Raw genomic sequence first — 25,348 nt, forward strand, 5'->3', positions numbered from 1 at the left:
CGCCTGCTGGTATACTTTCGTCCATTCAGCACGCATCAACCAGGGAAAACAATGGATAACAACACGACGGGCGTGAGCGCCGAAGAGCTCTTCGCACGCAACCGCAAATGGGCCGCCTCGATGGTGGCCGAAGACCCGAACTTCTTCAAGGCGCTGTCGGAACAGCAGGCGCCGGAATACCTGTGGATCGGCTGCTCGGACAGCCGCGTGCCCGCCAACGAACTGCTCGGCATGCTGCCGGGCGAGCTGTTCGTGCACCGGAACATCGCCAACGTGGTCGCGCACTCCGACCTGAACTGCCTGAGCGTGCTGCAGTTTGCGATCGACGTATTGAAGGTGAAGCACATCATCCTGTGCGGCCACTACGGCTGCTCGGGCGTCGGCGCAGCGCTCACCGGCACCCGTGTGGGCATGGCCGACAACTGGCTCGGCCACGTGCGCGACGTGCGCGAGAAGCACGGCAAGTACCTCGGCAACGTGGTGGGCCGCGCGGCGGTGAACCGCCTGGTCGAACTGAACGTGGCCGAGCAGGTGATCAACGTGGCCCAGACCACCATCGTGCGCGATGCCTGGGAACGCGGCCAGCCGCTGACCATCCACAGCTGGGTCTACGGCGTGCACGACGGCCTTCTGCGCGACCTCGGCATCACGGTCAGCAGCTACGACGAGATCGCGCCCAAGCTGCAGCGCGTCCTCACCGGCTACCTCGATGGAGACCAGGTGCGTGACGAACGCCGCGGACAGTGATCTCGTCCAGCTGCGCGATCTCGTCCGCGCCTTCGTGGACGAGCGCGACTGGGACCAGTTCCACACGCCCAAGAACCTGGCCTCGGCCCTGAGCGTCGAGGCGGCCGAGCTGCTGGAGCATTTCCAGTGGCTCCAGCATGGCCGGCCCGAGGAACTCGGTCCGGACAAGCTGGTACAGGTGCGCCACGAGATGGCCGACGTGCTGGTCTACCTGGTGCGCCTGGCCGACAAGCTCGACGTCGACCTGTTCGCGGCGGTGCAGGAGAAGATGGTGCTCAACCGGGCCAAGTACCCGGCCGAGCAGGTGCGCGGCGACGCGCGCAAGTACTACGAATACAAGAAGTAGTTCGCCAGGGTATCAGCGCACCCTGCGCAGCGACGACGCGATGCCGTCCAGGCCGCGCAGGGACGGATAACGGCCCGGCCCGTAGACAATGCAGCGGCCGCGGTAATCGTCATGCTCGCACAGCTGCCATTCGCCTTCGCGGATGATCATCGAGCCCGCGCGGTCGTTGAAATTGCGTGAACGCAGGCTGTGCACATCGCTTTCCAGCATGATGCCCTCGCCGCCGAAATGGCGATCGGCGAACAGCTCGACCGGTGGGCCGCGCCGGTTGTCGCCGCCAGGACCGCGCCGTCCCCACCCGCCCTCGTCGTAGCGCCGGTCACGGTCACGGTATCCATCGCGTCCACGTCCGCGCTCCAGTTCCCGCACCGACGAAGCCACGTCGTTGAAACCCTCGAACATCCGGTATTCGCCCGGCTCCAGCACGATGCAGCGGCCGCCGAAATCCTTGTGCTCGCAGATCTCCCAGCTGCCCGAACGGACGATGGCCGACGATGCGCGGTCGTTGAATCCGAGCGCTTCCAGGTTCGTGACCGGGCCGTGCAGGCTCAGCGGACGACCGCGGAAGTCCGCATCGGTGAACAGCGAGATCTCGCCGGCAGCAGCATGGTTCAGCGATGCCAGCAAGGCGAGGACGGCGAACAGGGGTTTCATAGTTTCTCCATGAGGTGCACCGGAACGCAACGCGCGCCCGGTTTTCCTTCCATACGCAATACACTACAAGACTGTGCACGGCACAGCTGTAACAGATTGCTACCGCAGACTGCTCCGCGAATCATGCAGCCTGTCGCATTACCCTCCCACAACGGCCTTTCCGCTTCGTAGAATCGCCCCCCATTACAACAAGGGAGATTCCATGGTACGTCACATCATCGCCGCCGCAGTCCTTGCGGCCTTGTCCGGGGCAGCCTTCGCGCAGGACGCCAAGCCCGCTGAGGCGCGCGAAGCGCTGCTGTTCGACTCGCCCGCACTCGGCTCGCCCTACCGCGAGAACATCAGCGAAGACGAGAAGATCGCCGGCCTGTCGAAATTCTGGTCCGAGGTGAAGTACAACTTCGTGTACGTCGACAAGCTCAAGGAGCTCGACTGGGACCGGCTCTACCTCGACTATCTGCCGAAGGTGCGTGCCACCACCTCCACCGCTGACTACTACCGCGTGCTGATGGAGCTGTGCGCCAAGCTGCAGGACGGGCATACCAATGTCTATCCCGGACCGGAGCTGCGCAACGCGATGATGGCGCGGCCGCTCATGAAGACGCAGCTGGTCGAGGGCAGGGTGCTGGTACGCGAGGTGTTCGACCCGGCTTTGCAAGCGGGCGGCGTGGTCCCGGGTTCCGAGATCGTCGAGGTCGACGGCGAGCCGGTCGGCGCTTATGCCCAGCGCGAGATCGCGCCCTATGTGAGCGCCTCGACGCCGCAGGACAGGGATATCCGCGTGTACGGCTACCAGTTCCTGATGGGCCCGCGCGACAAGGCGCCGCGCCTGACTTTCCGCCATGCCGACGGCAAGACCGTGAAGCTGGAGGCGAAGCGCGTCGACGCGCAAAGCTTCGGCAAGGCGGCAGGCAGCAATCCGCCTTTCGAACTGCGCAAGCTGCCGGGCAATGTGAGCTACGTGGCCCTGAACAGCTTCGGCGACAGCCGGGCCGCCGACGCCTTCCTCGCGGCCTTCGACGGGATCGCGGCGAGCTCGGCGCTGATCATCGACCTGCGCAACAACGGCGGCGGCAATTCGTCCGAAGGCTGGCGCGTGCTGGCCACGCTGACCGACAAGCCCTTCGCGACCGGCAAGTGGGAGACGCGCCAGTACCTGCCGTCCTACCGCGCATGGAAGCGTCCGATGCCGAACTTCGAAGGCAAGCTGAACGAGCGCCAGCCGGACGGCAAGCGCTTGTTCAAGGGCCCGGTCGCGGTGCTGACCTCGGGCGCCACCTACTCGGCGGCGGAAGACTTCATGGTGGCCTACGAGGGCATGGGACGCGGCCCGATCGTCGGCGAAGCCACCGGCGGCAGCACCGGCCAGCCGCTGTTCATCAACCTGCCGGGCGGCGGCGTGGCGCGCATCTGCACCAAGGCCGACACCTATCCGGACGGGCGCGCCTGGGTCGGTCACGGCATCCAGCCGACCGTCAAGGCGGCGCCGACGGTGGCCGACCTGCGCCGCGGCCGGGATACCGTGTTGGAAGCGGCGCTCGCCGTGCTGAAGAAGTAAGGGGTAATTTCCGTGGCGAAATAAAATTTCATGGAAGAGCCTTGCATGAAATAGTATTTCGCCGCTCCTCTGCCTTACCGTGTTGGCATGCTTCTCGAGTTACCGTTAAGCTTTTGCTATGAACACCAGGCAGATCAGCAGTAGGGAGTACGCTCCGGCCGCGCCGCATTGATCTGGCGCAGTTGATCTGAGTCATAGGCCACTCGCGCCCGGACCGGAATGCTCGTATCATGGTTTCGTGCGCTTCACGACAAGGTAGAGACCATGCGCCCCATCGTATTCGTCCCCGCATGCACGCGTGATTTCGGCGAACACCCTTATCACGCGGCCCAGCACAAGTATGTCGACGCCGTCGTCCTCGGCGCCGACTGCGCGCCCGTGATCCTGCCTTCGCTTGGCGCTTCGCTGGACCTGGAAACCATGCTGGCCCTGTGCGACGGCATCATGCTGACCGGCTCGGCCTCGAACGTCCATCCCAGCTACTATTCCGAGGAAGTGCTCGATCCCTCCCTGCCGCAGGACCCGGCGCGCGACCAGACCACGCTGCCCCTGATCCGCGAAGCGGTCAAGCGCGGCATCCCGATCATCGCGATCTGCCGCGGCTTCCAGGAGATGAACGTGGCCCTGGGCGGCAGCCTGCACCAGGCGGTGCAGGCGGTGGCCGGCAAGTTCGACCACCGCGAAAATCCCGAACTCGGCATGGACGAGCAGTACGGCGACGCCCACAACGTCACGCTCACGCCGGGCGGCTGCCTCGAGCGCATGCTCGGCGTGCCGGAGATTCCGGTGAACTCGCTGCACGGGCAGGGCGTCAACGAACTCGCGCCCGGCCTGACGGTCGAAGCGGTAGCGGAGGACGGATTGGTCGAAGCCTTCTCGGTCTCCACCGCGCCCGGCTTCACGCTGGCGGTGCAATGGCACCCCGAGTGGCGCATCCAGCACAACCCGTATTCGATGAAGATGTTCGGCGCCTTCGGCCAGGCCTGCCGCGAATACCAGCAGCAGAAACGGCAGAGGGGCGCATGAGGATCCACACCCCGGAGGCGGCCTTTCCCTGGTCCAGCGACGCCGTCCCATAGCTTTCCTGCCTGATGTGCGAGCGCACCCGGCCCGTGCCGCGCGTGCGCACTCGATCCGAACCAGACAGTGAGGCAATCATGGCAATCCGCGACAATTTTTCTTACACCGACATGGAGGAGTGGCTCAACGCGAAACGGGTCACCGAAATCGAATGCCTGGTCCCCGACCTGACCGGCGTCGCCCGTGGAAAAATCCTCCCTCGCGTGAAGTTCACCGAAGACCGCGGCATGCGCATCCCCGAAGTGGTGCTGGGCATGACCGTCACCGGCAACACCCCCGAGCGCGACGAATCGTATAACCGCGCCATCGCAGCCACCGACCGCGACATGATCCTGAAGGCCGACCCGACCACCATCACCATGGTGCCGTGGGCGGTCGATCCCACCGCCCAGGTCATCCACGACTGCTACTTCTCCGACGGCACGCTGGTCGACTACGCGCCGCGCAGCGTGCTGCGCCGCGTGCTCAAGCTGTATGCGGAGCGCGGCTGGAAGCCGGTGGTGGCGCCGGAGCTCGAGTTCTACCTGACGGCCAAGAACATCGATCCGAACCTGCCGCTGTCCTCGCCGGTGGGCCGCAGCGGCCGCGCCGAGACCAGCCGCCAGGTCTACAGCATCGACGCCGTCAACGAATTCGACCCGCTGTTCGAGGACATCTACGACTACTGCGAGATGATGAACCTCGACGTCGACACGCTCATCCACGAGATCGGCGCCGGCCAGATGGAGATCAACTTCCTGCACGGCGACCCGCTCGGCCTGGCCGACAAGGTCTTCTACTTCAAGCGCACTCTGCGCGAAGCCGCGCTCAAGCACGAGATGTACGCCACCTTCATGGCCAAGCCGATGGCGGACGAACCCGGCTCGGCGATGCACGTGCACCAGAGCGTGGTCGACCTGGAGAGCGGCCGCAACATCTTCAGCAATCCCGACGGCACGCCTTCGAACGCCTTCCGCCACTACATCGGCGGCCTGCAGCGCTACATGCCTTCGGCGATGGCCATCATCGCGCCCTACGTGAACTCCTACCGCCGCATCGTGCGCCATTCGGCGGCGCCGATCAACCTGCAGTGGGGCATGGACAACCGCACGGTGGGCTTCCGCGTGCCGGTGTCCGGCGCCCAGGACCGGCGCATCGAGAACCGCGTGATCGGCGCCGACGCCAATCCCTATCTTGCCCTGGCCGTCACCCTGGCCTGCGGCTACCTGGGCATGCTGGACGCGGTCGAGCCGAGCCAGATGGTCGAAGTCAGCGCCTATGACATGCCGGTCGAGCTGCCGCAGGGCCTGTCCGAGGCCATCACCCTGCTGCGCCGCGAAGACCGCCTGCGCGACGTGCTGGGCGAGCGCTTCATCGACGTGTACTCGGCGGTGAAGGACCTCGAGCACCAGGAATTCATGCGCGTCATCAGCCCGTGGGAGCGGGAACACCTGCTCCTGCACGTCTGATCGGATTCACACAAAAAATTGGAGCCGATCATGACCACCAATACCCCAGTCGCCTCGCTGCGCGTCGCCACGACCGAGGCACGCGAGACCTATGACACCCAGGAACTGCAGCGCCTCGACAGCGCGCACTTCCTGCATCCCTTCACCGACCACGCGGCGCTGAGGGAACGCGGCGCGCGCGTGATCGTGCGCGCCGAAGACGTCTACCTGTGGGATTCGGACGGCAAGAAGATCATCGACGGCATGGCCGGCCTGTGGTGCGTGAACGCCGGCTACGGCCGCGCCAGCATCGCCGACGCGGTGCATACGCAGATGCTGCAACTGCCCTTCTATAACAGCTTCTTCAACACCACCAACGTGCCCGCGGTGAAGCTGGCGGCGCTGCTGGCCCGGCTGTCTCCTCCCCAGTTCCAGCACGTGTTCTTCACCGGTAGCGGCTCGGAGGCGAACGACACCATCGTGCGCATGGTGCGGCGCTACTGGCAGCTGCTTGGTGAGCCCGATCGCGAGGTCATCGTCAGCCGCCGCAACGCCTACCACGGCAGTACCATGGCCGGGGCCTCGCTGGGCGGCATGGCCGGCATGCACGCGCAGGGCTCGCTGCCGATTCCCGGCATCGTCCACATCGGCCAGCCCAGCTACGCCGAACACGGGCGCGGCATGAGCGAGGCCGCGTTCGGCCTGCACGCCGCCGGCTGGCTGGAAGAAAAAATCCTGGAAGTGGGGCCGGAGCGGGTGGCGGCCTTCATCGGCGAGCCGGTGCAGGGCGCGGGCGGCGTGATCATCCCGCCCGCGACCTACTGGCCCGAGATCCAGCGCATCTGCGACAAGTACGACATCCTCTTGGTGTCGGACGAAGTGATCTGCGGCTTCGGGCGCCTGGGCACTTGGTTCGGCTGCGAGCTGATGGGCTTCCAGCCCGACCTGATCGCGTTTGCCAAGGGCGTCACCTCGGGCTACGTGCCGCTGGGTGGGGTACTGGTGGGAGGGCGCGTGGCGCACGTCCTGATCGAGAAGGGCGGCGACTTCAACCACGGCTTCACCTATTCCGGCCACCCCTCGGCCTGCGCCGCGGCGCTGGAGAACCTGCACATCATCGAGGCCGAAGGCCTGGTCGAGCGCGTGGCGCTGGAAACCGGCCCGCACCTGAAGTCGCGCTTCGCCTCGCTGGCGATGCACCCGCTGGTCGGACATGCCGAGACCTGCGGCATGACGGCGGGGCTGAACCTGGTGCGGCGCAAGGGGGCCACCGTGCACGACTGCGAAGCCTTCCCGGCCGAGCAGGCGGTGGGGATGCTGTGCCGGAAGCACATGTTCGACAACGGGGTAATCATGCGCGCGGTGGGCGACCGCATGATCGTGGCGCCGCCGCTGTCGATCACGCGGGCGCAGATCGACGAGATGGTGGAGCGGATCGAGTATTGCCTGGATTTGACGCTGGAGGAGGTGGTGGGGAAGGGGTGGATGGCGTAGTCGGTGGCTCGCAACGAACTTGGGTTCCCGTGAAGGCGGGAACCCAATTCCTCAGATCAGCGTGAACTCAGGCACTCGCCCCAACGATATGCTTCGTCGGCTCCCCACCATTGCGAACGAACTGCGGCGCCAGCGAGCCCACGAACATGCCCACGAAGGCCGCCATCAGCCCGGCCAGCTGGCCCGGGAAGTGCTCGCCCCAGGTGGTCACGCCTTCGAAGAACAGCAGCCACACCAGGATGCCCGCGCCGATCGAGACGATCGCGCCCTGGGTGGTCGCACGCTTCCAGTACAGGCCCATCACCAGCGGCACGAAGGCGCCCACCAGGGTCACCTGGTAAGCGCTCGACACCAGTTCGTAGATCGAGGTGCCTTCCATCGCGATCGCATAGGTCAGCACCAGGGCCGCGAAGATCACGATGGTGATGCGCATCGCCAGCAGGTTCTGCTTGTCGCTCATGCCCGGACGCAGGTTCTTGAGGATGTTCTCGACGAAGCTGGTCGACGGCGCCAGCAGGGTCGCCGACGAGGTGCTCTTGATCGCCGACAGCAGGGCGCCGAAGAACAGGATCTGCATGACCAGCGGCATCTTGGTCATGATGAAGGTCGGCAGCAGGCGCTGGTAGTCGTTCTGGGCGATCTCCATCGCCGAGTTCCCCATCACCACCACGGCCGCGGCGACGATGAACATCGGCACGAAGGCGAACAGGATGTAGCTGGCGCCGCCGATCACGGCGCCGGTGCGCGCGGTCGGCGCGTCCTTGGCCGACATCACGCGCTGGAACACGTCCTGCTGCGGGATCGAGCCGAACATCATGGTGACGGCCGCACCCACGAAGAAGGCGATGTCGGTGAAGGTGGGCTCCGGCAGCACGCGCCACAGGTCGGCCTGCTGGGCCATCGCCAGCACCTTGTCGGAACCGCCGGCCAGGTCGGCCGCGAAGAAGGCGATGATGCTCATGCCGACCACCAGCACGATCATCTGGACGAAGTCGGTGATCGCCACCGCCAGGAAGCCGCCCACCACCACGTAGATCAGCACCGCCAGGGTGCCGACCAGCATGCCCATGGCCGGCGACATCGCGCCGCCGGTCAGCACCGTGAACACCAGGCCCAGCGCGGTGATCTGCGCCGCCACCCAGCCCAGGTAGCTCAGGATGATCGCCACCGAGCAGAAGATCTCGATGCCCTTGCCGTAGCGCTGGCGGTAGTAGTCGCCGATGGTGAGCAGGTTCAGCTTGTACAGCTTCTTGGCGAAGAACAGGCCGACCAGGATCAGGCACATGCCGGCCCCGAACGGGTCCTCGATGATGGCGTTCAGGCCGCCCTGCACGAACTTGGCGGGCACGCCCATCACGGTCTCGGCGCCGAACCAGGTGGCGAAGGTGGTGGTGATCACCATGATCAGCGGCAGGCTGCGGCCCGCCACGGCGAAGTCGGCGGTATTCTTGATCCGCGTGCCCGCCCACATCCCGAGCCCCAGCGTGCCGAGCATGTAAAGCGCGACGAAAACGATCAAAGTGGTGTTCATGCGGTGGTGGCTCCGGGAAGCAAGAATTATCGGGCGGAAAATTCGCGATTATAAAGGCAGAATTCGGCCGTTGGATCAACTTTGCTCGTATTTGGCATCAAGTGTTGCACTTCAAGGAAGGGAAATTGGTATGTCGACTCCATCATGGCATCAACGGGCTGTCAATCTGGCCATCGACGGCCGCGCCTTCATCGACGGATTCCGCGTCGACGCGCGCACCAGGGCCCGCTTCGACTGCATCTCCCCCATCGATGGCCGCAAGCTGGCCGAGGTCGCGCGCTGCGATGCCGCGGACGCCGATGCCGCCGTCGCCAGCGCCCGCCGGGCCTTCGAGGACGGCCGCTGGGCAGGCACGGCGCCAAGCGAGCGCAAGCGGGTGCTGGTCCGCTTCGCCGACCTGATGCTCGCGCACCGCGACGAGCTGGCCTTGCTGGAAACCCTCGACATGGGTAAACCCATCCGCTACAGCCTGAGCGTGGACGTGCAGCTGGCCCAGAACTGCATCCGCTGGTATGGCGAGGCGATCGACAAGATCTACGACCAGGTCGCCCCCACCGGCGCGGACAGCCTGGCCCTGGTCACGCGCGAACCGGTCGGCGTGGTCGCGGCGGTCATCCCCTGGAACTACCCGATGCTGATGGCGGCCTGGAAGATCGGCCCGGCTTTAGCAAGCGGCAACAGCCTGGTCCTGAAACCGTCCGAGAAGGCGCCCTTGAGCTGCCTGCGCCTGGCCGAGCTGGCGCTGGAGGCGGGCGTGCCGCCGGGCGTGTTCAACGTCCTGCCCGGTCATGGCGGCGAGGCCGGCAGCGCGCTCGGCCTGCACATGGACGTCGACTGCATCGCCTTCACCGGCTCGACCCGGGTCGGCAAGCAGATCCTGCAGATGGCGGGGCAGTCGAACCTGAAGCGCGCCTGGACCGAGCTGGGCGGCAAATCCGCCAACATCGTCTGCGCCGACTGCCCCGACCTCGATGCGGCAGTGGAAAGCGCGATCGGGTCGATCTACTTCAACCAGGGCGAGAGCTGCAACGCGCCCTCGCGCCTGTTCGTCGAAGCGTCGATCAAGAATGCCTTCCTGGAAAAAGCGCTGGCGCTGGTCCCGCGTTACGCGCCGGGCGACCCGCTCGACGAGCAAACCGTCATGGGCGCCATCGTCGATCCGGTCCAGATGAAGACGGTGCTCGGCTATATCGAGGACGGCAAGGCGGCCGGTGCGCGCCTGCTGGCAGGCGGCGGCGCTGCGCGCCAGGACAGCGGCGGCCTGTACATCGAGCCGACCCTGTTCGACGGCGTCGAGCCCGGGATGCGCATCGCGCGCGAGGAGATCTTCGGGCCGGTGCTGTCGGTGCTGTCCTTTACCGACCTGGACGAAGCGATCAGGCAGGCGAACGCCACGCCCTACGGCCTGGCGGCGGCGGTATGGACCTCGGACATGAGCAAGGCGATTCGCACGTCGCGCGCGCTGCGGGCCGGCACGGTGCACGTCAACCAGTACGACAACGACGACATCACGGTGCCCTTCGGCGGCTATAAACAGTCGGGCAACGGGCGCGACAAGTCGCTGCATGCCTTCGACAAATACACCGAGCTCAAGACCACCTGGATTCAGCTACCGTAAGCCATGCCTCCTCTGTAGCGCAGCCAGGCAGGCCGCTCGTGTATGCTAGCCGGAACGCCACCCCGTCACTGCCCGGACCAGCGTCACCGGCAGTGACTGTTTTCCATGAAAAAACTCAAGCTGCGCAGGCCCGTCACGATCGCCACCATCGTCAGCCTGTTGGTCCTGAACATCGCCCTCAGTGTGCTGGCCCGCGGCATCCAGAACCAGTCGGAGTCCTGGCGGTGGGTGGTCCATACCCGCGAAGTCCTGGAACACGTGCAGGCAGCCTTGACGCTGACCAGCGAAGCGGAAGCCGCCCAGCGCGGCTTCCTGCTGACCGGTAACGACAACTTCGTGGCCGACTACCGGCAGGCCCGCGACGCCGTACTGCCCGAGGTCCATGAATTGCGCACACTGATTCTCGACAACCCGCGGCAGCAGGTGGCGATGCGGTCTTTCGAGGACGCGGTGCGCAGGCGCCTGGACCTGCTCGAGCGTGTCATGCAGGAACGGCGCGCCGGGCGCCCGGTCGAGCTGGCGGTGCTGGAGTCGGGGCATGCGCTCAAGCAGCGGATCCTGGCGCAGGCGCAGCTGATCCGCACCGAGGAACAGCGCCTGCTGCAGGTGCGGCAGCGGCACGTGGAGGAGGGGCGCCGCGAGCTGATCACGGCCTTTGCGATCACCGCCGGCGTGGCCGGACTGCTGGTGGTCATGCTGTGGGTGATCTCGTCGCGGGACGCGGCGCGCCTGCTGGCCGAACGCGCGCGGCTCGACGCGACGCTGCGCAGTATCGGCGACGGCGTGATCGCGACCGACCCAAAGGGCAATGTCAGCCTGATGAACAGGGTGGCGGAGGAACTGACCGGCACGCCCGAGGCACGCGGCGTCGGCATGCGGCTGGAGCAGGTGCTGCGCTTTCGCGACCGCGGCAGCGGCGGGCCGGTCGACCTGGAGCAGGCCATCGCGGACGGCGGCGAACACGTGGTGCTGGCATCCGGCAACGGACGCGAATACGCCACCGAACTGAGCGCCGCGCCGATCGAACCGCAGGGAGACATGGCCGCGGGCGAGGTGCTGGTGTTGCGCGACGTCAGCGAGCGCAATGCGCGCGCCCGCGCCCTGGCCGAGTCGGAAGCCAACTACCGCTACACGATCGAGCTCAACCCGCAGATACCGTGGCGGGCTTCGCCCGGCGGCGCCATCGAGCGCATTTCGGATCGCTGGCTGTCGCTCACGGGACAGGCGCGCGAGGCCGTCCTTGGCGCCGGCTGGTCGAGCGCCGTCTTCGACGAGGACCGTCCGGCGATGATGCGGGCCTGGGCGCATGCGGTGGACAGCGGGGAGCCGTTCGACGTCGAATTCCGCATCCGCGACGCCGGCGGGCAGCTGCGCTGGATGCGCTCGCGCGCCAACCCGCGCCGCGCCGACACGGGCGCCGTCGTGGCCTGGTACGGCCTGATCGAAGACATCCACGCGCGCAAGGAGTCCGAGCTGGCGCTCAGCAGCAGGCTGGCCCAGATCGAAACCATCTACCGCGCCGTTCCGGTCGGCCTCGGCCTGGTCGGCGCCGACCTGCGCCTGGCCGAACTCAACGATGCGCTGGCGGAAGTGAGCGGCATGTCCAAGAGCGCCATCGTGGGCCGGTCGCCGGCGGAGGTCTTGCCGGCGTCGATGGGAGAACGGGTCGGCCAGGTGCTGGAGCAGGTCCGGCGCGAGCGCCGCCAGGTCGCCGGCATCGAGTTCGGCAGTCCGGGGACGGATGCGGCGCCGCAGCGCGACTGGCTGGCCAGCTGCTATCCGGTGCTGGATGGAAGCGCACTGCAAGGCATCGTCGTCGCCCTGCTCGAAGTCACGCAGATCAAGGTCGCCCAGCGTGAGTTGATCGAAGCCAACCAGCTGCTCGAACAGCGGGTCGAGGAGCGCACCGAACGGATCGCCGAGGCCAATGCCGAGCTGCGCGCTTTTGCGCACACGGTGGCGCACGACCTGCGTGCGCCGCTGCGCAACGTCGAAGGATTCGCCACCGCCCTGGTCGAGGACGAGGGCGAGCGCATGTCCGCGGAGGGCAGGATGTTCGCGGACCGCATCGTGGCCGCCGTGGTGCGCATGGACCGCCTGATCACCGACCTGCTGGCCTACAGCCGCCTGTCGCGCGCCGAACTGCAGCTGGAGCGCGTCGACCTCGGGGCCGTCGTGAAAACCGCCCTGCGCGACCTGGAGGCCGAGATCGGCGCGAGCGGCGCACAGCTCGATATCGCCTGGCCGCTGCCGGCGGTGCGCGGGAATGCTACCATCCTGGCCCAGGTCGTCGGCAACCTCGTATCGAACGCCATCAAGTTCGTCGACCGGGGCGTGGTGCCGCGCATCGAGATCGCGGGAAGGCGCGACGGTGCGGTGGCGCGCCTCCTGATCGGCGATAATGGCATCGGCATCGCGCCGGAACACCGCGAGCATGTGTTCGGGGTGTTCGAGCGCCTCCACGGCCACGAGCGCTATCCGGGCACCGGCATCGGCCTGGCGATCGTCAGGAAAGGCCTCGAACGTATGGACGGCAAGGTGGCGATCCTGGATCGGGAGGGCGGCGGGACCACCTTCGAGCTGGCCCTGCAGGCAGCCGACTGAACAAGGAGCATGGAATGGAAATCGTGAACCACGAGGACGACGGCGCCGGCCTGCCGCTGATCCTGCTGGTGGAAGACAACCCGGACGATGTGCTGCTGGCGCGCCGCGCCATCAAGAAGGCCGCGCTGGCGGTGGCGCTGCAGGTCGTCCACGACGGCGACGAAGCCGTGGCCTACCTCGACGGCAGCGGGCATTTCGGCGACCGCGGGCGCCATCCGCTCCCGGCCCTGGTGCTGCTTGACCTGAAACTGCCCAAGCGCTCCGGCCTGGCGGTCTTGCGCTGGATACGCAGCCAGCCCGCGCTGGCCACGACGCCCGTGGTCGTGCTGACCTCGTCGAGCGAGGACGAGGACATCCAGAAGGCCTATGCGCTGGGCGCCAATTCCTACCTCCTGAAGCCGGTAGCCTTCCACGGCCTGGTCCAGCTGCTCGGCGTGCTCGACCTGTACTGGTTCCGGAACAACCTGAGCGTGCCGCCGCCAGCCCTCGGCGCGTGGCAATGAAACACCTACCATGACACTGAACATACTGCTGCTCGACGATAACCCGGATGACCGCGCCCTGGCGCGCCGCGAGCTCGAACGCAACCTGCCGGGCTGCGTCATCGGCGAGGTCGGCGACCGCGCCGCCTGGGAGCGCGAGCTCCAGTCCGGCCTGCGGGTCGACATCGTGATCACCGATTTCCAGATGCGCTGGGTGACCGGCCTGGACATCCTCAAGCAGGTCAAGGCCTTCGATGCGCAACTGCCGGTCATCATGTTCACCGCCACCGGGACGCAGGAGATCGCGGTCGAGGCGATGAAGCTCGGCCTCGACGACTACGTCATCAAGAGCCCGCGCCACTATGCGCGCCTGCCGGTCGCGGTGCGCACCTGCCTGGACCGCAAGGAAATCCGGGCCCGCGCCATCCGCTCCGAAACCCGGCTGGCGGCCCTGCTGGAAAACATCCAGCTCGGCGTGTTCCGCATGTCGCTCGACGGCAGGCTCGAGGAAGCCAACCGCGCCTTCTGGACCATGCTCGGCGGCGATCCCAGCGCGCCGGGCTCGCTGCGCCATCCGCTGCTGGACCAGGTCGCGGGCCGCTTGCCGCAACTGCAGGCGGTCTCCGACGCCGCCGAACTGCAGGCCGAACTGGGCGCCAGCGACGAGGCCGGGCGCTTCTACGTCGTCAAGCTGGTGCGGGTGCGGGTCAACGGCCACGACGCCATCGACGGCATCGTCGAAGACGCCACCTCGCTGCGCCGCGCCGGCGCCGAGATCCACCGCCTCAACGCCGAGCTGGAACAGCGCATCGTCGAGCGCACCCGCCAGCTGCAGGAAGCCAACGAGGCCCTGGAGACCTTCGGCTTCTCGGTCTCGCACGACCTGCGCGAGCCGCTGCGCACCATCCAGGGCTACGCGGCGGCGCTGCGCCAGGACCTGTCGGCCGGGGACTTCGGCAACTTCGAGCAGTACGTCGACCGCATCAACGCGATTGCCCGCCGCATCGACCTGATGGTGTCCGACCTGCTCGAGTTCGCGCGCCTGTCGCGCGCCGAGATCTGCACCGACCTCCTGCCACTGCGCGACGTGGTGAACGATGCGGGCGCAAGCCTGCAGGGCGAGCCGGCCTACCAGGCGGCCGACATCCAGGTCGACATCCCCGAGGACCTGGTGGTGCGCGCGCACCGCGCGGTGCTGGTGCAGGCCCTGGCCAACCTGCTGGCCAACGCCGTCAAGTTCGTGCGGCCCGACACCCATGCCGCGGTGCAGGTCGTGGCGCGCGCCCATGGACGCACGGTGCGCATCGAGGTGCAGGACAACGGCATCGGCATGGCCGACGAAGCCAGGGCGCGCGTGTTCAACGTGTTCGAGCGCCTGCACGGCGAAGAGGAATACCCGGGCACCGGCATCGGTCTGGCGATCGTCAAGAAAGGCGTCGAGCGCATGAACGGCAGCGTCGGCGTCGAGGCCGCGCCGGGCATCGGATCGAATTTCTGGATCGAGTTGCCCAATGCCTGAGCAAGTTTTCAGCCAGGGACCGTTGCGGGTCCTGCTCATCGACGACAATCCCGACGACCGCGCCCTGGTCGAGCGCGAGCTGCGGCTGCGCATCGAACAGGTCGAGGTGCGCCACATCAGCGACGCCGCGACGCTGGCCGAGGCGCTCGCCGCCGGCGGCTTCGAGGTGGCGGTCACCGACTACCGGCTGCGCTGGACGGTCGGCACCGAGGTCCTGCGTGAGATCAAGGCGCGTTATCCGGAGGTGCCGGTCATCATGTTCACCGGCAGCGGCAACGAGGAAGTCGCCGTCGATGCCATGAAAGAGGGCCTGGACGACTACATCACCAAGACGCCCAAGCACTATCCGCGCGTGCCGTTCGCCGTGCTGGCCTGCTTCGAGCGGGTGAGCAACCGCGCCAGGCTGCAGGCCTCGACGGCGCGCGAATCGCTGGCCAAGGCGCGCCTCGAGGTCGCGCTGCAGTCCGCGGGCATGGCGACCTGGCAGGCCGACCTGGCCAGCGGACAGCTGTCCTGCTCCGACGACGCGGGCCCGATGTTCGGCCACCCGCCCGGCTTCGTGCATGCCGACCCGGCGCAGGCGCTGGCCCAGGTGCATCCCGAGGACGTCGCCCGGCTGCACGCCCTCTGGGACAGTGTCCTGGACGGGACCAGCCGCGTCGCCGCCGAGTTCCGCGTGCTCGGCGCGGACGGCGAGCTGCGCTGGCTCGCCGGCAGCGCCAAGCTGCTGCAGCATGACGGCAGCCGGGCGCGCCTGGTCATCGGCACGCTGCGCGACGTGACGGCCGAGGTGATGGCGAAGGAGGCGCAGCGCAAGCAGCGCGAAGAGCTGCAGACCATCATCGACGTGCTGCCGGTCGGCATCGCGATCAGCCGCGACGCCGCGGCGCAGAACATCAGCATCACGCCGTACTTTTCCGCGCTGCTCGGCGTCGGCCACGGCAACGGATACGAGCGCATCGACACGGACGAGCGCCCCTACCGCTACCTGCGCGCCGGGCAAGCCCTCGAGCCGGCCGACTGGCCGATGCGGGTGGCGGCGCGGCTCGGCAAACCGGTGCGCGGCGAGGAGCTCGACGTGCAGTTCCACGACGGACGTTCGCTCACCATGCTGGTCAATGCGGCGCCGCTGTTCGACGCGCAGGGACGCGTGCGCGGTGCGGTCGCGGCGGTCATGGACGTCACCGGGCTGAAGGACGTCCAGCGCGAACTGGAGAAAGCGAACCGCCAGAAAAGCGAGTTCCTGTCGGTGCTGGCGCACGAGCTGCGCAATCCGATGGCCGCGATCGGCTACTCGGTCGAGATGCTGCGTCATGCGAGCCCGCCCGCCGCCATCGGCAAGGCCCGCGAGGTCATCACCCGCCAGACCCGCCACATGAGCCGCCTGCTCGACGACCTGCTCGACCTGAGCCGCATCACCCTGAACCGCATCGTGCTCGATACCCGTCCGGTCGACCTGCGGCGAACGATCGAGCAGGCCTGCGAAAGCACGCGGGCGCTGATCGAATCGCTCGGCCACGACATCCGCTTCGACCTGCCGGCCTCGCCCATCATGGTGCTGGGCGACGAGGTCCGGCTGACCCAGGTGATCAGCAATATCCTGAACAACGCCGCCAAGTTCACGCCCGCGAACGGCGTCATCACGGTCCATGCCGCCAGCGAAGCGGGGCGGGCCGTCGTCGCCGTCACCGACAACGGCGCCGGGATCGCCCGCGAGCAGCTGGATACCGTGTTCGACATGTTCTCCCAGGGCCAGTCGAAGGTCAGCGGCGGAACCGAGGGCCTGGGCATCGGCCTGGCGGTGGTGCGCAAGCTGGTCGACCTGCATGGCGGCACGGTGCAGGCCTCCAGCGAAGGCAGCGGGCGCGGCACGACGGTGCGCATCGAACTGCCGTGCATCGCTCCGGATATCGTGGAAGAGCAGCCCCCGGCCGGCGCCGGCGTGGCGGCCGGCACGCACCTGCGGCTGCTGGTCGCCGACGACAACGTCGACGCCGCCGACCTGCTGGGCGAGGTGCTGCGCCTGGAGGGATACACGGTCCAGGTGGCCTATGACGGCAGGCAGGCCATGCAGATGGCCGAGCAATGGCGGCCGGACGCGCTGGTGCTCGATATCGGCATGCCACACGCGAACGGCATCGAGGTGGCACGCTGGGTGCGGGCGCAGGACTGGGGCGGGAAGGTGGCGCTGGTCGCCGTGACGGGGTGGGGCCAGCAGCAGGACCGCAGCGCCACCCTGGAGGCCGGCTTCGACGACCACCTGGTCAAGCCGGTCAGCCCGCAGGATGTCGTGGCGGCCGTCGGCAGGCACCTGGCCCGCTGACGGCGCATCGCGCCGTTCAGATCGCCATGTCGCGCAAGACTTTCGACGCGTCGCGGTTGGCGCCCAGCACCGTCCCGTCGCGCATGTGGATCTGCAGCTGCGACTGCTCGTCGGCCCGCATCGAGTCCACGAAATCGAGGTTGACCAGGGCCGAGCGGTGGATGCGCACGAAGCGCGCCGGGTCGAGCTGGACCTCGAGCTCGGAGATGCCGATGCGGACCAGGAAGGTCTGGCCGCGCGCCGCGATCACCGTGTACTTGGAATCGGCCTTCATGTACTCGATCTCGCCGGTCGCGAGCGGGAAGATGCGGCCGCGGTCGCGCACCAGGATGCGTTCCAGCCGCGCCGGCGCCGCGCTCGCGCCTGCCGCCTGCGCCAGGGCGCTGTCGAGGGTGTCGCGGGCGTGCAGCGGACCGTCGAGCAGGCGCGCCACCGCCGCCGCGAAGCGCGCCTGCGTGAAGGGCTTGAGCAGGTAGTCCACCGCATGCAGCTCGAAGGCCGTCACCGCGTACTGGTCGTAGGCCGTGGTGAACACGATCTGCGGCAGGTAGTCGAGGCGGCGCAGCACTTCCAGCCCGGTCATCTCGGGCATCTGGATGTCCATGAACACGACCTCGGGGCGCAGGCGCGTGATCCGGTCCAGCGCCTCGGCGCCGTTGGCCGCCTCGCCCACCAGGCGCAAAGCGGGATGGGCGTAGATGGCGTCGCGCAGCACGTCGCGCGCCAGCGGTTCGTCTTCGGCGAAAAAGGCGGTTTTTGTGTTCATGCGTAGCTCTCTTCCCGGACTGCCGGAATCGTCACCGACACGCTGAACCCGGCTCCCGGCGCGCTCTTCACCCGCATGGCGGCGCGGCTGCCATAGTCCAGCTGCAGGCGCCGCTCGATGGTGCGCAGGCCCAGGCCGGAGGAGGTGGCGATGGCCGCCGGATCGGCGCCGGGACCGGTATCGCGCACCGTCATGGTCAACGCGCCGCTTGCCGGATCGCGCCGCGTGCGGATCTGCAGGATGCCCGGCCGGCTGTGCGGATTGAAGGCGTGCTTGATGCTGTTCTCGACCAGCGGCTGCAAGGACAGGGCCGGCAGGGGATGGTCGCCCGCGTCCTCGTCGAGATCCCATTCGACCTGCAGGCGCTCGCCCAGGCGCAGCTGTTCCAGCTCCAGATAGTCGCGCACGAAATCGAGTTCCGCATCGAGGGTCACACGGTCGCTGCCGCTGCGCTCGGTGTCGAGCACATAGCGCAGCATGTCCGAGAACTGGAACAGCGCGGTCTCGGCGGCCGCCGGGTTGCGCTGGGTGAGCGCGATGATCGAGTGCAGGGTGTTGAACAGGAAGTGCGGATTGAGCTTGTTGCGCAGCGCGCTCAGTTCCGATGCGATCACCAGGTTCTGCGCATCCTTCACCACCAGCGCCTGCCGGTGCGCGGCTTCGCTGGCGCGGATCAGGTGGAAGACACCGGCGCCGAGCAGGTAGGTCATGACGTGGTAGAGCAGCGGCCAGACGTACCAGCTGATCGGCTTGGCAGTGTGGAAGCTCAGCCAGAAGGGCGTCTGCGACACCACGGAGAACACGAACGCGGTCGGGATATGGATGGCGATGATGCTGCCGAGGCGGTAGGCGCGGCGCTCGAAGAAGCCGGTCAGGGGCCAGGCCAGCGCCAGCAGGAGGGCGGAGGGAAGCAGGCTGACGAAGGTCAGCAGCCAGCGGCCCGCATCGAAACGGCCCTCCACCACCCAGTCCAGCTGGTCGGCGAAGGAAATGAAAACCCCGTAGGTCGTCCAGGCGGCGATGTAGAGCCGCCACATGAGGCCGGGCCGGATCAGTGTGGGAGCGGTCGTGTTCATGCCCCGAGTATCGCCCCCGACGGGACGCAGCAGGCCTGTCATGTCACGAACTGCAGGATTCATGTTCCGAAATGAGGAAATGCGGCGTGGGGCGCCCGGCCCGCTTACGGGCAGGGCAGGGTGATGGTCAGGCGCGTGCGGCCGTGGCCCGTGTCCATGCTCACGCTGCCGCCCTGTACCTCGGCCATCAGGCGGATCGAGTAGGTGCCCAGGCCGTTGCCGCCGATCTTGCTTGATGGCGCATATTTCTCGAAGAAGCGCTCGCGCGCCGCCTGCGGCACCTCGCCGGCGTTGTCGACCATGACGTGCAGGTTGCCGTAGCCGGGCGCGATATTCACGCTTACACGGCCGCCCGGCGGCGAGGCCTCGATCGCGTTCTTCAGCACGTTGTTGAACAGCGAATAGCACAGCAGCGGTTCGCCCAGGCACATCACCTCATCCGGCTTGTCGTAGACGACCGTGACGTCGCCGCTGTCGAAGGTGAACTGGGCCTGCTGGCAGACCCGTTCCAGCATCTCGCCCAGGTCGAACATCTGCAGCACCGGCTGGTAGCTGCCCTGTTCCATCTTGTAGACGTCGAGGGTGCGGTTGATCATCTCGAGCGCGTTCTCGGCCGCGGTCTCGATCATGAGCGCCTGCTCGCGCTGCGATTGCGTGAGCGGGCTGGCGAGCAGGGCCTGGCTGCCGTGCAGCGCCACGGCGATCGGGCTTTTCAGGTCGTGGCGGGTGATGCGCTCGACGTCCTCGCGCAGGCGTGCATTCTCGATCAGGAGTGCGTTCTGGCGCTTGATGTCCTGCATGGCGGTGGCCAGCAGCAGGTGGGCCGACAGGCGCGCTTTCAAGATGGTCGGGTCGGCCGGCTTGGACACGTAGTCCACCGCGCCCAGGCGCAGGCCGGCCACCACGTCCTCGGTGCCGTCGCGCGCCGACAGGAAGATGATCGGGATGTGCGCCGTCTTCGGGTTGGCCTTGAGCTGGCGGCAGGTTTCGAAGCCGTCCATGGCCGGCATCATGATGTCGAGCAGGATCAGGTCGATGTGGAAGGCGTCCGCGATCTCGAGCGCCTTCCTGCCGCTGATCGCGACCTTGATCGCATAGTCGTCCTTCAGCACCCCGGCCAGCACTTCGATGTTGGTCGGGATGTCGTCCACGATCAGCACCGTCGATTTCTTCACCCGCTCGCCGATCGGCGCATCCAGGCCGATGACGTTCGATTCGGGCAGCACGGCGGCCGCCGGCGGCACCGGCGCAGGCGCTGCCGCAGGCTTCGGCATGGGCGCAGGCGCGGACATGCCCTGGCGCGCGAACGGGCCCGGCGCCGTTTCCAGCTGCACGCCCAGCATGCTCATGAACTTGCAGGCGAAGCTGTGCACCGTGAACGGCTTGATCATGTAGGCGTTGACGCCGGCCTGCAGCGCGGTGCGCACCGATTGCGGATTGGCTTCGGCGGTCAGCATCATGAACGGCGTGTTCGCGTAGCGGTGGTCGGTCCGCATCCACTTGAGCAGGTCGATCCCGCTCATCACCGGCATGCCCCAGTCGCCGACGACGATGTCGATCTGCTGCTTGCGCATCAGGTCCTGCGCGGTCTTGCCGTTATCGGCCTGGAACACGTTCAGGAAACCGAGTTCCGCCAGCACCTGGCGCACGTGGGTGCGGATCAGGAGGTAGTCGTCGACGATGAGGATGGCGGCGGACTTGTCCATGATGTTTCTCTTACTAAAGTAGATGAAGTTTAACAACTTCTTGGCAACCCGCCTACGGCCGAAGAGTGAAAATGTTATATGCATGACAGCAGGATCAAGCCTGGATTTGCCGTATTCCTGCGTTTATATGCGTGATTTTGCATGTTCGCGTAGAATTATGCGGATTCATCAGGAGAGAACATGCAGCTTGCAGAAGAACGGCGGCAATCGATCATCGAGGCCGTCGAGCGGGAAGGGCGGGTGCTGGCGGCCGAGCTGGCCCAGCGCCTGGACACCTCGGAAGACACCATCCGGCGCGACCTGCGCGAGCTCGACGCCGCCGGCCTGCTGCGCCGCGTGCACGGCGGCGCAGTGCGGCGCACGCGCGAGGCCAGCTTCGGCGAGCGCGTCGAACGCGACCCAGCCAGAAAGAGCACCTTGGCGCAGGCGCTGTGCACGCTCGTCCGCCCCGGCGACACGGTGCTGATCGACGCCGGTTCCACCAACCTCGCGCTGGCGCGCCTGCTGGAAGACGGCCAGGCCGCGACCGTCGTCACCAACAGCCCGCAACTGGCGCTGGCGCTGGGCGACTTCCGCCGCACCCGCATCGTGCTGCTGGGCGGGACCTACCACGCCGGCAGCGGTGCGGTGCTCGGCGCCTGGACCCTGGCCGAGCTGCAGCAGCTGCGCGCCGACCTGTGCATCGTCGGCGTCTGCGCGCTCGACCCGGAACGCGGGCTGGCGGCTTCCGATGCCGAGGAAGCCACCATCAAGGCCGCCATGGTGACCGGCAGCACCCGCCGGGCCGCGGCCATCCTCAACGAACGCCTGGGCGACAGCGCGCCCTTCGCCTTTGCCCGCCTGGCCGAACTCGACCACCTGGTACTCGAAGCCGACGCGCCGCCCGACACCATTGCCCGCCTGCGCCAGGCGCATCCGGGACTCGACCTCCAGCTTGCCCCGAAAGCCCGCACATGAACCAGAACCCTTCCTCGCTGTCCGCGGCGCGCTGGTCGATCTCGACCGTCTTCCTGCTCAACGGCGCCGGCATCGGCCTGTGGGCCGCGCACGTGCCGGTGGTACAGGCACGCCTCGGCATCGACCTGGCCACGCTGTCCATGGTCCTGCTCACCATCGCGGCAGGCGCGCTGCTGGCAATGCCCCTGATGGGCGGCTTCACCGCACGCTGGGGTACACGCCGCATGACCCTGCTGTCGGGCTTCGCCTTTGCCGCGCTGCTGGCCGTGCTCATGGGCGTGAGCGACCTGCGCCTGCTGTTCGTGGCCGCGTTCGCGTTCGGCGTCAGCAACGGCGCACTGGACGTGGCGATGAACGCCAACGCCAGCGAGGTCGAGGCCGCGCGCGGCATCCCGACCCTGTCATCCATCCATGGCTTCTACAGCCTCGGCGGCCTGATTGGCGCAGCGCTGGGCGGCCTGGTCATCGGCCAGGGTTGGGGCGACGGCAAGGGAGCGATGGCGATGGGCATCGCGACCGCGGTCGCATTGGCACTGGTGGCGCCGCGCGTGATGGCCTTCGCACCGACCTACGAGGCAGGCAGCCACTTCCAGCTGCCGCGCGGCGCGGCGCTCAGCCTGGGCCTGCTGGCATTGCTGTGCTTCGCGGTGGAGGGTGCGCTGGTCGACTGGAGCGCACTCCTGATGCAGGAGCGCACCAAGGCGGCACCGGCGCAGGCGGCGCTGGGATTCTCGGCCTTCTCGATCGCGATGGCGGCCTGCCGCTTCGCGGGCGACCGCATGATCCTGCGCTTCGGCGCGATGCGCGTGATGGTGCTGGGCGGGCTGGCCATGTTCGCGGGCCTGGCCACGGCGGTGCTGAGCACCCACTTCCTGCTGTCGGCCGCCGGCTTCGCCCTGATCGGCATCGGCGCGGCCAACGTGGTGCCGCTGCTGTTCGGCGCGGCCTCGCGCATCCCGGGCATGAGCGCCGGCGCCGGCGTGGCGGCGGTGGCGACGCTGGGCTATGGCGGGCTGCTGCTGGCGCCGCCGGTGCTGGGCTACATCGCCTCGCACGCGAGTATCATGGTGGCGCTGGGCATGTTGTCGCTGTCGGGACTGGTCATTGCCATGAGTGCGGGGATCATCAAGGTAAAATCCACTCCTGCACCATAGGAGAACACAATGAAACGAACCGACCTCGCCAAGCAGCAAGCTGAAAAACTGAAGAACCAGATGGGCGCGCAGAACGCGGCCTTCGGCGGCGCCGCCAGGAATGCCGTGCCCGACCGGCGCGAACAGCGCGAGCGCGACCGCGCCCTGGGACTGGTGCCCTTCGCGGTCAAGCTCAACGGCGACCTGGTAGGGCAGCTGCAGGCGCTGAGCAAGGAGCGCGGCGTCGAGCTGAACGAGCTGGTCGCCGAGCTGCTGCAAAAAGGCTTGTCCGCATAGCGATCCGCCATCGAGGGAAAGGAAACAGGCATGGCCAGGCTTGTCTTTGGAATGAACCAGTCCCTCGACGGCTACGTCGACCACATGGCCTTCGGGCCCAGCCCCAGGCTGTTCCGCCACTTCATCGAAGAAGCGCAGGCGCAGACGGGTAGCATCTACGGCCGCAAGATCTACGAGATCATGCGTTACTGGGACGAGGATCGTCCGGAATGGGGCGTGGACGAGCAGGCCTTCGCGCTGGCCTGGCGCCGCCAGCCGAAGTGGGTGGTGTCGCGCACCCTGCGCTCGGTGGGGCCGAATGCCACGCTGCTGGGCGGCGACCTGGGCGACGCGATCCGCCAGCTGAAGGCCGGGCACGAGGGCGAGATCGAAGTGGCCGGCCCCGATCTGGCGCGCAGCCTCACCGCGCTTGGCCTGATCGACGAGTACCGGATCTACCTCCACCCGGTCGTGCTCGGCGGCGGCACGCCGTATTTCGCCGGCCCCCGGCCGCCGCTGCGCCTGCTGGCGCACGAGCGGATCGACGAGGACGTGCTCAGGCTGCGCTACGTGCCCGCCTGAGCGCTCAGGCGTACTCGCGCAGCACCGTGTAGACGCCGTCCTTCGACGCCACCAGCGCATAGCCGCGCACCTCCCACAGCACCGGCGGACCTTCCGCAGGCACGCCGGCGCCGCCGGCGCGGCGCGCCATCGTCACGTGCGGGCGGTAGCGGCGCGCTTCCGGCTGCAGGCCCAGGGCCAGCAGCGCGTCCGACAGGCGTCCGTGCAGGGCTGCGAGGCCGGGCGGCGTGAGGCTTGGTTCGAGCACGGCGATCCCGTTATGCCACAGCGCGGCGTGCGTGAGATCGAGGCGGAAGGGTTCGAACGGAACGGCAAAACCGTCCAGCAGTTCAGTCAGGCGTTCGCTCGGCAGGGCGCCGAGGAAGTGCAGGGTGACGTGCAGCTTGTCGGCATGGACGGGCGCGGCGCCCGCCGGCCAGGTCCAGGCGTCGCGCCACTCGGCCAGGAGATGGCGCACGCCCGGCTCAGGCCACAGGGCCAGGAACAGACGGGTGGTGGGTGTTTTCGTCTGTCCTTCCATGCCGGCTCCTTAGAAGCAGTGTTCCGGCGCCGGGAAGCTGCCGTCCTTGACCGCGGCCACATAGCTGCTCACGGCCGCGTCGATGCTGGTCTGGCCTTCCATGAAGTTGCGCACGAAGCGCGCCTTGCGGCCCGGGAAGACGCCCAGCAGGTCGTGCATCACCAGCACCTGGCCGGAGCAGTCCGGGCCGGCGCCGATGCCGATGGTCGGGATCGCCAGCAGTTCGGTGACTTCCTTGCCCAGCGCCGCGGGAATCGCTTCCAGCACCACCAGCGAGGCGCCCGCCGCCTGCAGCGCCAGGCCGTCGGCCTTGAGCTGCTCGGCCGCGGCATCGGTCTTGCCCTGCACCTTGAAGCCGCCGAAGGCGTGCACGAACTGCGGCGTCAGGCCGATGTGGGCGCACACCGGGATGCCGCGCTCGACCAGGAAGCGCACGGTCTCGGCCAGCCAGGCGCCGCCTTCGATCTTGACCATCTGGGCGCCGGCGCGCATCAGCGTCACCGCGTTGTTGTAGGCCTCGACCGGGGTCGTGTAGCTGCCGAAGGGCATGTCGGCCAGCACCAGGGCCAGCTTGTTGCCGCGCGCGACAGACGCGGTGTGGTAGGCGACATCGGCCACCGTCACCGGCAGGGTCGAATCGTAGCCGGCGCAGACCATGCCCAGCGAATCGCCGATCAGGAGCACGTCCACGCCGCAGCGGTCCATCAGCGAGGCGAAGCTGGCGTCGTAGGCGGTCAGCATCGCGATCTTGTCGCCCGCCGCGCGCATGGCTAGCAGCGAAGGTGCGGTGACGGCCTTGCGGACGGGTTTCGGGGCATCGTTGGCAGCCGGATCCTGGCCTTGCAGGTAAGCGCTCATGGAAATCCTTGTAAAACGGTCGTTCGGAAACGCGTAGTGTAATGCCCCGGACGCAAACGCGCAGGGCCATGATTGTTTTCACGTGCCGGCT

The 25,348-nt window shown here is 67.6% G+C and carries 22 protein-coding genes; 15 read left to right on the forward strand and 7 right to left on the reverse strand.

The window, feature by feature from the left end:
- The first annotated feature begins 51 nt into the window (after positions 1-51).
- Both can and ACK6C6_RS00595 read left to right on the forward strand, forming a co-directional pair.
- Positions 52-747: a carbonate dehydratase gene (gene can / locus ACK6C6_RS00590; protein WP_036213307.1), complete on the forward strand. Its 696-nt coding sequence runs from the start codon at positions 52-54 to the stop codon at positions 745-747.
- Entirely contained in the window at positions 725-1,093 is a 369-nt protein-coding gene (locus ACK6C6_RS00595) for a nucleotide pyrophosphohydrolase (protein ID WP_409265370.1), read from the forward strand. The genes can and ACK6C6_RS00595 overlap by 23 nt, the downstream gene beginning before the upstream one ends.
- A 12-nt stretch (positions 1,094-1,105) precedes the next feature.
- Here ACK6C6_RS00595 and ACK6C6_RS00600 read toward each other — a convergent pair whose 3' ends face one another.
- Complete coding sequence (locus ACK6C6_RS00600) at positions 1,106-1,747, reverse strand: beta/gamma crystallin-related protein (protein ID WP_409265371.1); 642 nt, start codon at positions 1,745-1,747, stop codon at positions 1,106-1,108.
- Between the two features lie 202 nt (positions 1,748-1,949).
- Here ACK6C6_RS00600 and ACK6C6_RS00605 point away from each other — a divergent pair, with 202 nt between their 5' ends.
- The 4 genes from ACK6C6_RS00605 (at position 1,950) to ACK6C6_RS00620 (ending at position 7,306) form a co-directional block, all read left to right on the forward strand.
- On the forward strand, positions 1,950-3,305 hold the full coding sequence (locus ACK6C6_RS00605; protein ID WP_409265373.1) for a S41 family peptidase: 1,356 nt from the start codon (positions 1,950-1,952) through the stop codon (positions 3,303-3,305).
- Between the two features lie 264 nt (positions 3,306-3,569).
- Positions 3,570-4,331: a gamma-glutamyl-gamma-aminobutyrate hydrolase family protein gene (locus tag ACK6C6_RS00610; RefSeq protein WP_409265375.1), complete on the forward strand. Its 762-nt coding sequence runs from the start codon at positions 3,570-3,572 to the stop codon at positions 4,329-4,331.
- Between the two features lie 131 nt (positions 4,332-4,462).
- Entirely contained in the window at positions 4,463-5,833 is a 1,371-nt protein-coding gene (locus ACK6C6_RS00615; protein WP_409265376.1) for a glutamine synthetase family protein, read from the forward strand.
- 30 nt (positions 5,834-5,863) lie between these two features.
- Positions 5,864-7,306, forward strand: a complete 1,443-nt coding sequence (locus tag ACK6C6_RS00620; protein ID WP_409265378.1) for an aspartate aminotransferase family protein — start codon at positions 5,864-5,866, stop codon at positions 7,304-7,306.
- 67 nt (positions 7,307-7,373) lie between these two features.
- On the opposite strand, the gene ACK6C6_RS00625 is transcribed toward ACK6C6_RS00620, so the two are convergent.
- On the reverse strand, positions 7,374-8,837 hold the full coding sequence (locus tag ACK6C6_RS00625) for a sodium:solute symporter family protein (protein ID WP_409265379.1): 1,464 nt from the start codon (positions 8,835-8,837) through the stop codon (positions 7,374-7,376).
- A gap of 130 nt (positions 8,838-8,967) precedes the next feature.
- Between ACK6C6_RS00625 and ACK6C6_RS00630 the strand changes: the two genes are divergently transcribed.
- The 5 genes from ACK6C6_RS00630 (at position 8,968) to ACK6C6_RS00650 (ending at position 17,383) form a co-directional block, all read left to right on the forward strand.
- Complete coding sequence (locus tag ACK6C6_RS00630) at positions 8,968-10,455, forward strand: aldehyde dehydrogenase (protein ID WP_409265380.1); 1,488 nt, start codon at positions 8,968-8,970, stop codon at positions 10,453-10,455.
- Between the two features lie 105 nt (positions 10,456-10,560).
- The gene (locus ACK6C6_RS00635) at positions 10,561-13,059 is read left to right on the forward strand and encodes a PAS domain-containing protein (protein ID WP_409265382.1); all 2,499 of its coding nucleotides are present in this window, start codon (positions 10,561-10,563) and stop codon (positions 13,057-13,059) included.
- 14 nt (positions 13,060-13,073) lie between these two features.
- On the forward strand, positions 13,074-13,562 hold the full coding sequence (locus tag ACK6C6_RS00640; RefSeq protein ID WP_225239056.1) for a response regulator: 489 nt from the start codon (positions 13,074-13,076) through the stop codon (positions 13,560-13,562).
- A 10-nt stretch (positions 13,563-13,572) separates the two neighbouring features.
- Positions 13,573-15,060 (forward strand): sensor histidine kinase, encoded by a 1,488-nt coding sequence (locus ACK6C6_RS00645; RefSeq protein WP_409265383.1) that lies wholly within the window; start codon positions 13,573-13,575, stop codon positions 15,058-15,060.
- The gene (locus ACK6C6_RS00650) at positions 15,053-17,383 is read left to right on the forward strand and encodes a response regulator (RefSeq protein ID WP_409265385.1); all 2,331 of its coding nucleotides are present in this window, start codon (positions 15,053-15,055) and stop codon (positions 17,381-17,383) included. The genes ACK6C6_RS00645 and ACK6C6_RS00650 overlap by 8 nt, the downstream gene beginning before the upstream one ends.
- Before the next feature lie 16 nt (positions 17,384-17,399).
- Here ACK6C6_RS00650 and ACK6C6_RS00655 read toward each other — a convergent pair whose 3' ends face one another.
- The 3 genes from ACK6C6_RS00655 to ACK6C6_RS00665 all read right to left on the reverse strand — a co-directional run bounded on the left by ACK6C6_RS00655 (position 17,400) and on the right by ACK6C6_RS00665 (position 20,931).
- Entirely contained in the window at positions 17,400-18,149 is a 750-nt protein-coding gene (locus ACK6C6_RS00655) for a LytR/AlgR family response regulator transcription factor (protein WP_409265386.1), read from the reverse strand.
- Positions 18,146-19,225 (reverse strand): sensor histidine kinase, encoded by a 1,080-nt coding sequence (locus ACK6C6_RS00660; protein WP_409265387.1) that lies wholly within the window; start codon positions 19,223-19,225, stop codon positions 18,146-18,148. Before ACK6C6_RS00660 ends, ACK6C6_RS00655 begins: the two co-directional genes overlap by 4 nt.
- Positions 19,226-19,329: 104 nt before the next feature.
- Positions 19,330-20,931, reverse strand: a complete 1,602-nt coding sequence (locus ACK6C6_RS00665; protein WP_409265389.1) for a response regulator — start codon at positions 20,929-20,931, stop codon at positions 19,330-19,332.
- Between the two features lie 180 nt (positions 20,932-21,111).
- On the opposite strand from ACK6C6_RS00665, the gene ACK6C6_RS00670 reads away from it, so the two are divergent.
- From ACK6C6_RS00670 to ACK6C6_RS00685, 4 genes are read left to right on the forward strand one after another with little or no spacing between them, the layout of a single operon-like run.
- Entirely contained in the window at positions 21,112-21,888 is a 777-nt protein-coding gene (locus ACK6C6_RS00670; protein ID WP_409265390.1) for a DeoR/GlpR family DNA-binding transcription regulator, read from the forward strand.
- Entirely contained in the window at positions 21,885-23,042 is a 1,158-nt protein-coding gene (locus tag ACK6C6_RS00675; RefSeq protein WP_409265391.1) for an MFS transporter, read from the forward strand. The genes ACK6C6_RS00670 and ACK6C6_RS00675 overlap by 4 nt, the downstream gene beginning before the upstream one ends.
- 9 nt (positions 23,043-23,051) lie before the next feature.
- Positions 23,052-23,318, forward strand: a complete 267-nt coding sequence (locus ACK6C6_RS00680; RefSeq protein WP_209587179.1) for a hypothetical protein — start codon at positions 23,052-23,054, stop codon at positions 23,316-23,318.
- A 30-nt stretch (positions 23,319-23,348) separates the two neighbouring features.
- Positions 23,349-23,879 (forward strand): dihydrofolate reductase family protein, encoded by a 531-nt coding sequence (locus ACK6C6_RS00685; RefSeq protein WP_409265392.1) that lies wholly within the window; start codon positions 23,349-23,351, stop codon positions 23,877-23,879.
- Between the two features lie 4 nt (positions 23,880-23,883).
- Here ACK6C6_RS00685 and thpR read toward each other — a convergent pair whose 3' ends face one another.
- Positions 23,884-24,399 carry an RNA 2',3'-cyclic phosphodiesterase gene (gene thpR / locus ACK6C6_RS00690; RefSeq protein ID WP_409265393.1) on the reverse strand — a complete coding sequence of 172 codons (516 nt, stop codon included), beginning with the start codon at positions 24,397-24,399 and terminating at the stop codon, positions 23,884-23,886.
- A 9-nt stretch (positions 24,400-24,408) separates the two neighbouring features.
- Positions 24,409-25,257: a 3-methyl-2-oxobutanoate hydroxymethyltransferase gene (gene panB / locus ACK6C6_RS00695; RefSeq protein WP_027866600.1), complete on the reverse strand. Its 849-nt coding sequence runs from the start codon at positions 25,255-25,257 to the stop codon at positions 24,409-24,411.
- Positions 25,258-25,348: the final 91 nt, after the last annotated feature.

It is taken from the genome of Massilia sp. BHUDP2 (genome assembly GCF_046236355.1).
GTDB classification, from domain to species: Bacteria; Pseudomonadota; Gammaproteobacteria; order Burkholderiales; family Burkholderiaceae_D; genus Telluria; species Telluria varians.

What these genes read in the sequence shown, in the direction of transcription:
- can (WP_036213307.1), top strand. Translation starts at nt 52, where the DNA reads ATGGATAACAACACGACGGGCGTGAGCGCCGAAGAGCTCTTCGCACGC.
- ACK6C6_RS00600 (WP_409265371.1), bottom strand. Translation starts at nt 1,747, where the DNA reads ATGAAACCCCTGTTCGCCGTCCTCGCCTTGCTGGCATCGCTGAACCAT.
- ACK6C6_RS00605 (WP_409265373.1), top strand. Translation starts at nt 1,950, where the DNA reads ATGGTACGTCACATCATCGCCGCCGCAGTCCTTGCGGCCTTGTCCGGG.
- ACK6C6_RS00610 (WP_409265375.1), top strand. Translation starts at nt 3,570, where the DNA reads ATGCGCCCCATCGTATTCGTCCCCGCATGCACGCGTGATTTCGGCGAA.
- ACK6C6_RS00615 (WP_409265376.1), top strand. Translation starts at nt 4,463, where the DNA reads ATGGCAATCCGCGACAATTTTTCTTACACCGACATGGAGGAGTGGCTC.
- ACK6C6_RS00620 (WP_409265378.1), top strand. Translation starts at nt 5,864, where the DNA reads ATGACCACCAATACCCCAGTCGCCTCGCTGCGCGTCGCCACGACCGAG.
- ACK6C6_RS00625 (WP_409265379.1), bottom strand. Translation starts at nt 8,837, where the DNA reads ATGAACACCACTTTGATCGTTTTCGTCGCGCTTTACATGCTCGGCACG.
- ACK6C6_RS00630 (WP_409265380.1), top strand. Translation starts at nt 8,968, where the DNA reads ATGTCGACTCCATCATGGCATCAACGGGCTGTCAATCTGGCCATCGAC.
- ACK6C6_RS00635 (WP_409265382.1), top strand. Translation starts at nt 10,561, where the DNA reads ATGAAAAAACTCAAGCTGCGCAGGCCCGTCACGATCGCCACCATCGTC.
- ACK6C6_RS00640 (WP_225239056.1), top strand. Translation starts at nt 13,074, where the DNA reads ATGGAAATCGTGAACCACGAGGACGACGGCGCCGGCCTGCCGCTGATC.
- ACK6C6_RS00645 (WP_409265383.1), top strand. Translation starts at nt 13,573, where the DNA reads ATGACACTGAACATACTGCTGCTCGACGATAACCCGGATGACCGCGCC.
- ACK6C6_RS00650 (WP_409265385.1), top strand. Translation starts at nt 15,053, where the DNA reads ATGCCTGAGCAAGTTTTCAGCCAGGGACCGTTGCGGGTCCTGCTCATC.
- ACK6C6_RS00655 (WP_409265386.1), bottom strand. Translation starts at nt 18,149, where the DNA reads ATGAACACAAAAACCGCCTTTTTCGCCGAAGACGAACCGCTGGCGCGC.
- ACK6C6_RS00660 (WP_409265387.1), bottom strand. Translation starts at nt 19,225, where the DNA reads ATGAACACGACCGCTCCCACACTGATCCGGCCCGGCCTCATGTGGCGG.
- ACK6C6_RS00665 (WP_409265389.1), bottom strand. Translation starts at nt 20,931, where the DNA reads ATGGACAAGTCCGCCGCCATCCTCATCGTCGACGACTACCTCCTGATC.
- ACK6C6_RS00670 (WP_409265390.1), top strand. Translation starts at nt 21,112, where the DNA reads ATGCAGCTTGCAGAAGAACGGCGGCAATCGATCATCGAGGCCGTCGAG.
- ACK6C6_RS00675 (WP_409265391.1), top strand. Translation starts at nt 21,885, where the DNA reads ATGAACCAGAACCCTTCCTCGCTGTCCGCGGCGCGCTGGTCGATCTCG.
- ACK6C6_RS00680 (WP_209587179.1), top strand. Translation starts at nt 23,052, where the DNA reads ATGAAACGAACCGACCTCGCCAAGCAGCAAGCTGAAAAACTGAAGAAC.
- ACK6C6_RS00685 (WP_409265392.1), top strand. Translation starts at nt 23,349, where the DNA reads ATGGCCAGGCTTGTCTTTGGAATGAACCAGTCCCTCGACGGCTACGTC.
- thpR (WP_409265393.1), bottom strand. Translation starts at nt 24,399, where the DNA reads ATGGAAGGACAGACGAAAACACCCACCACCCGTCTGTTCCTGGCCCTG.
- panB (WP_027866600.1), bottom strand. Translation starts at nt 25,257, where the DNA reads ATGAGCGCTTACCTGCAAGGCCAGGATCCGGCTGCCAACGATGCCCCG.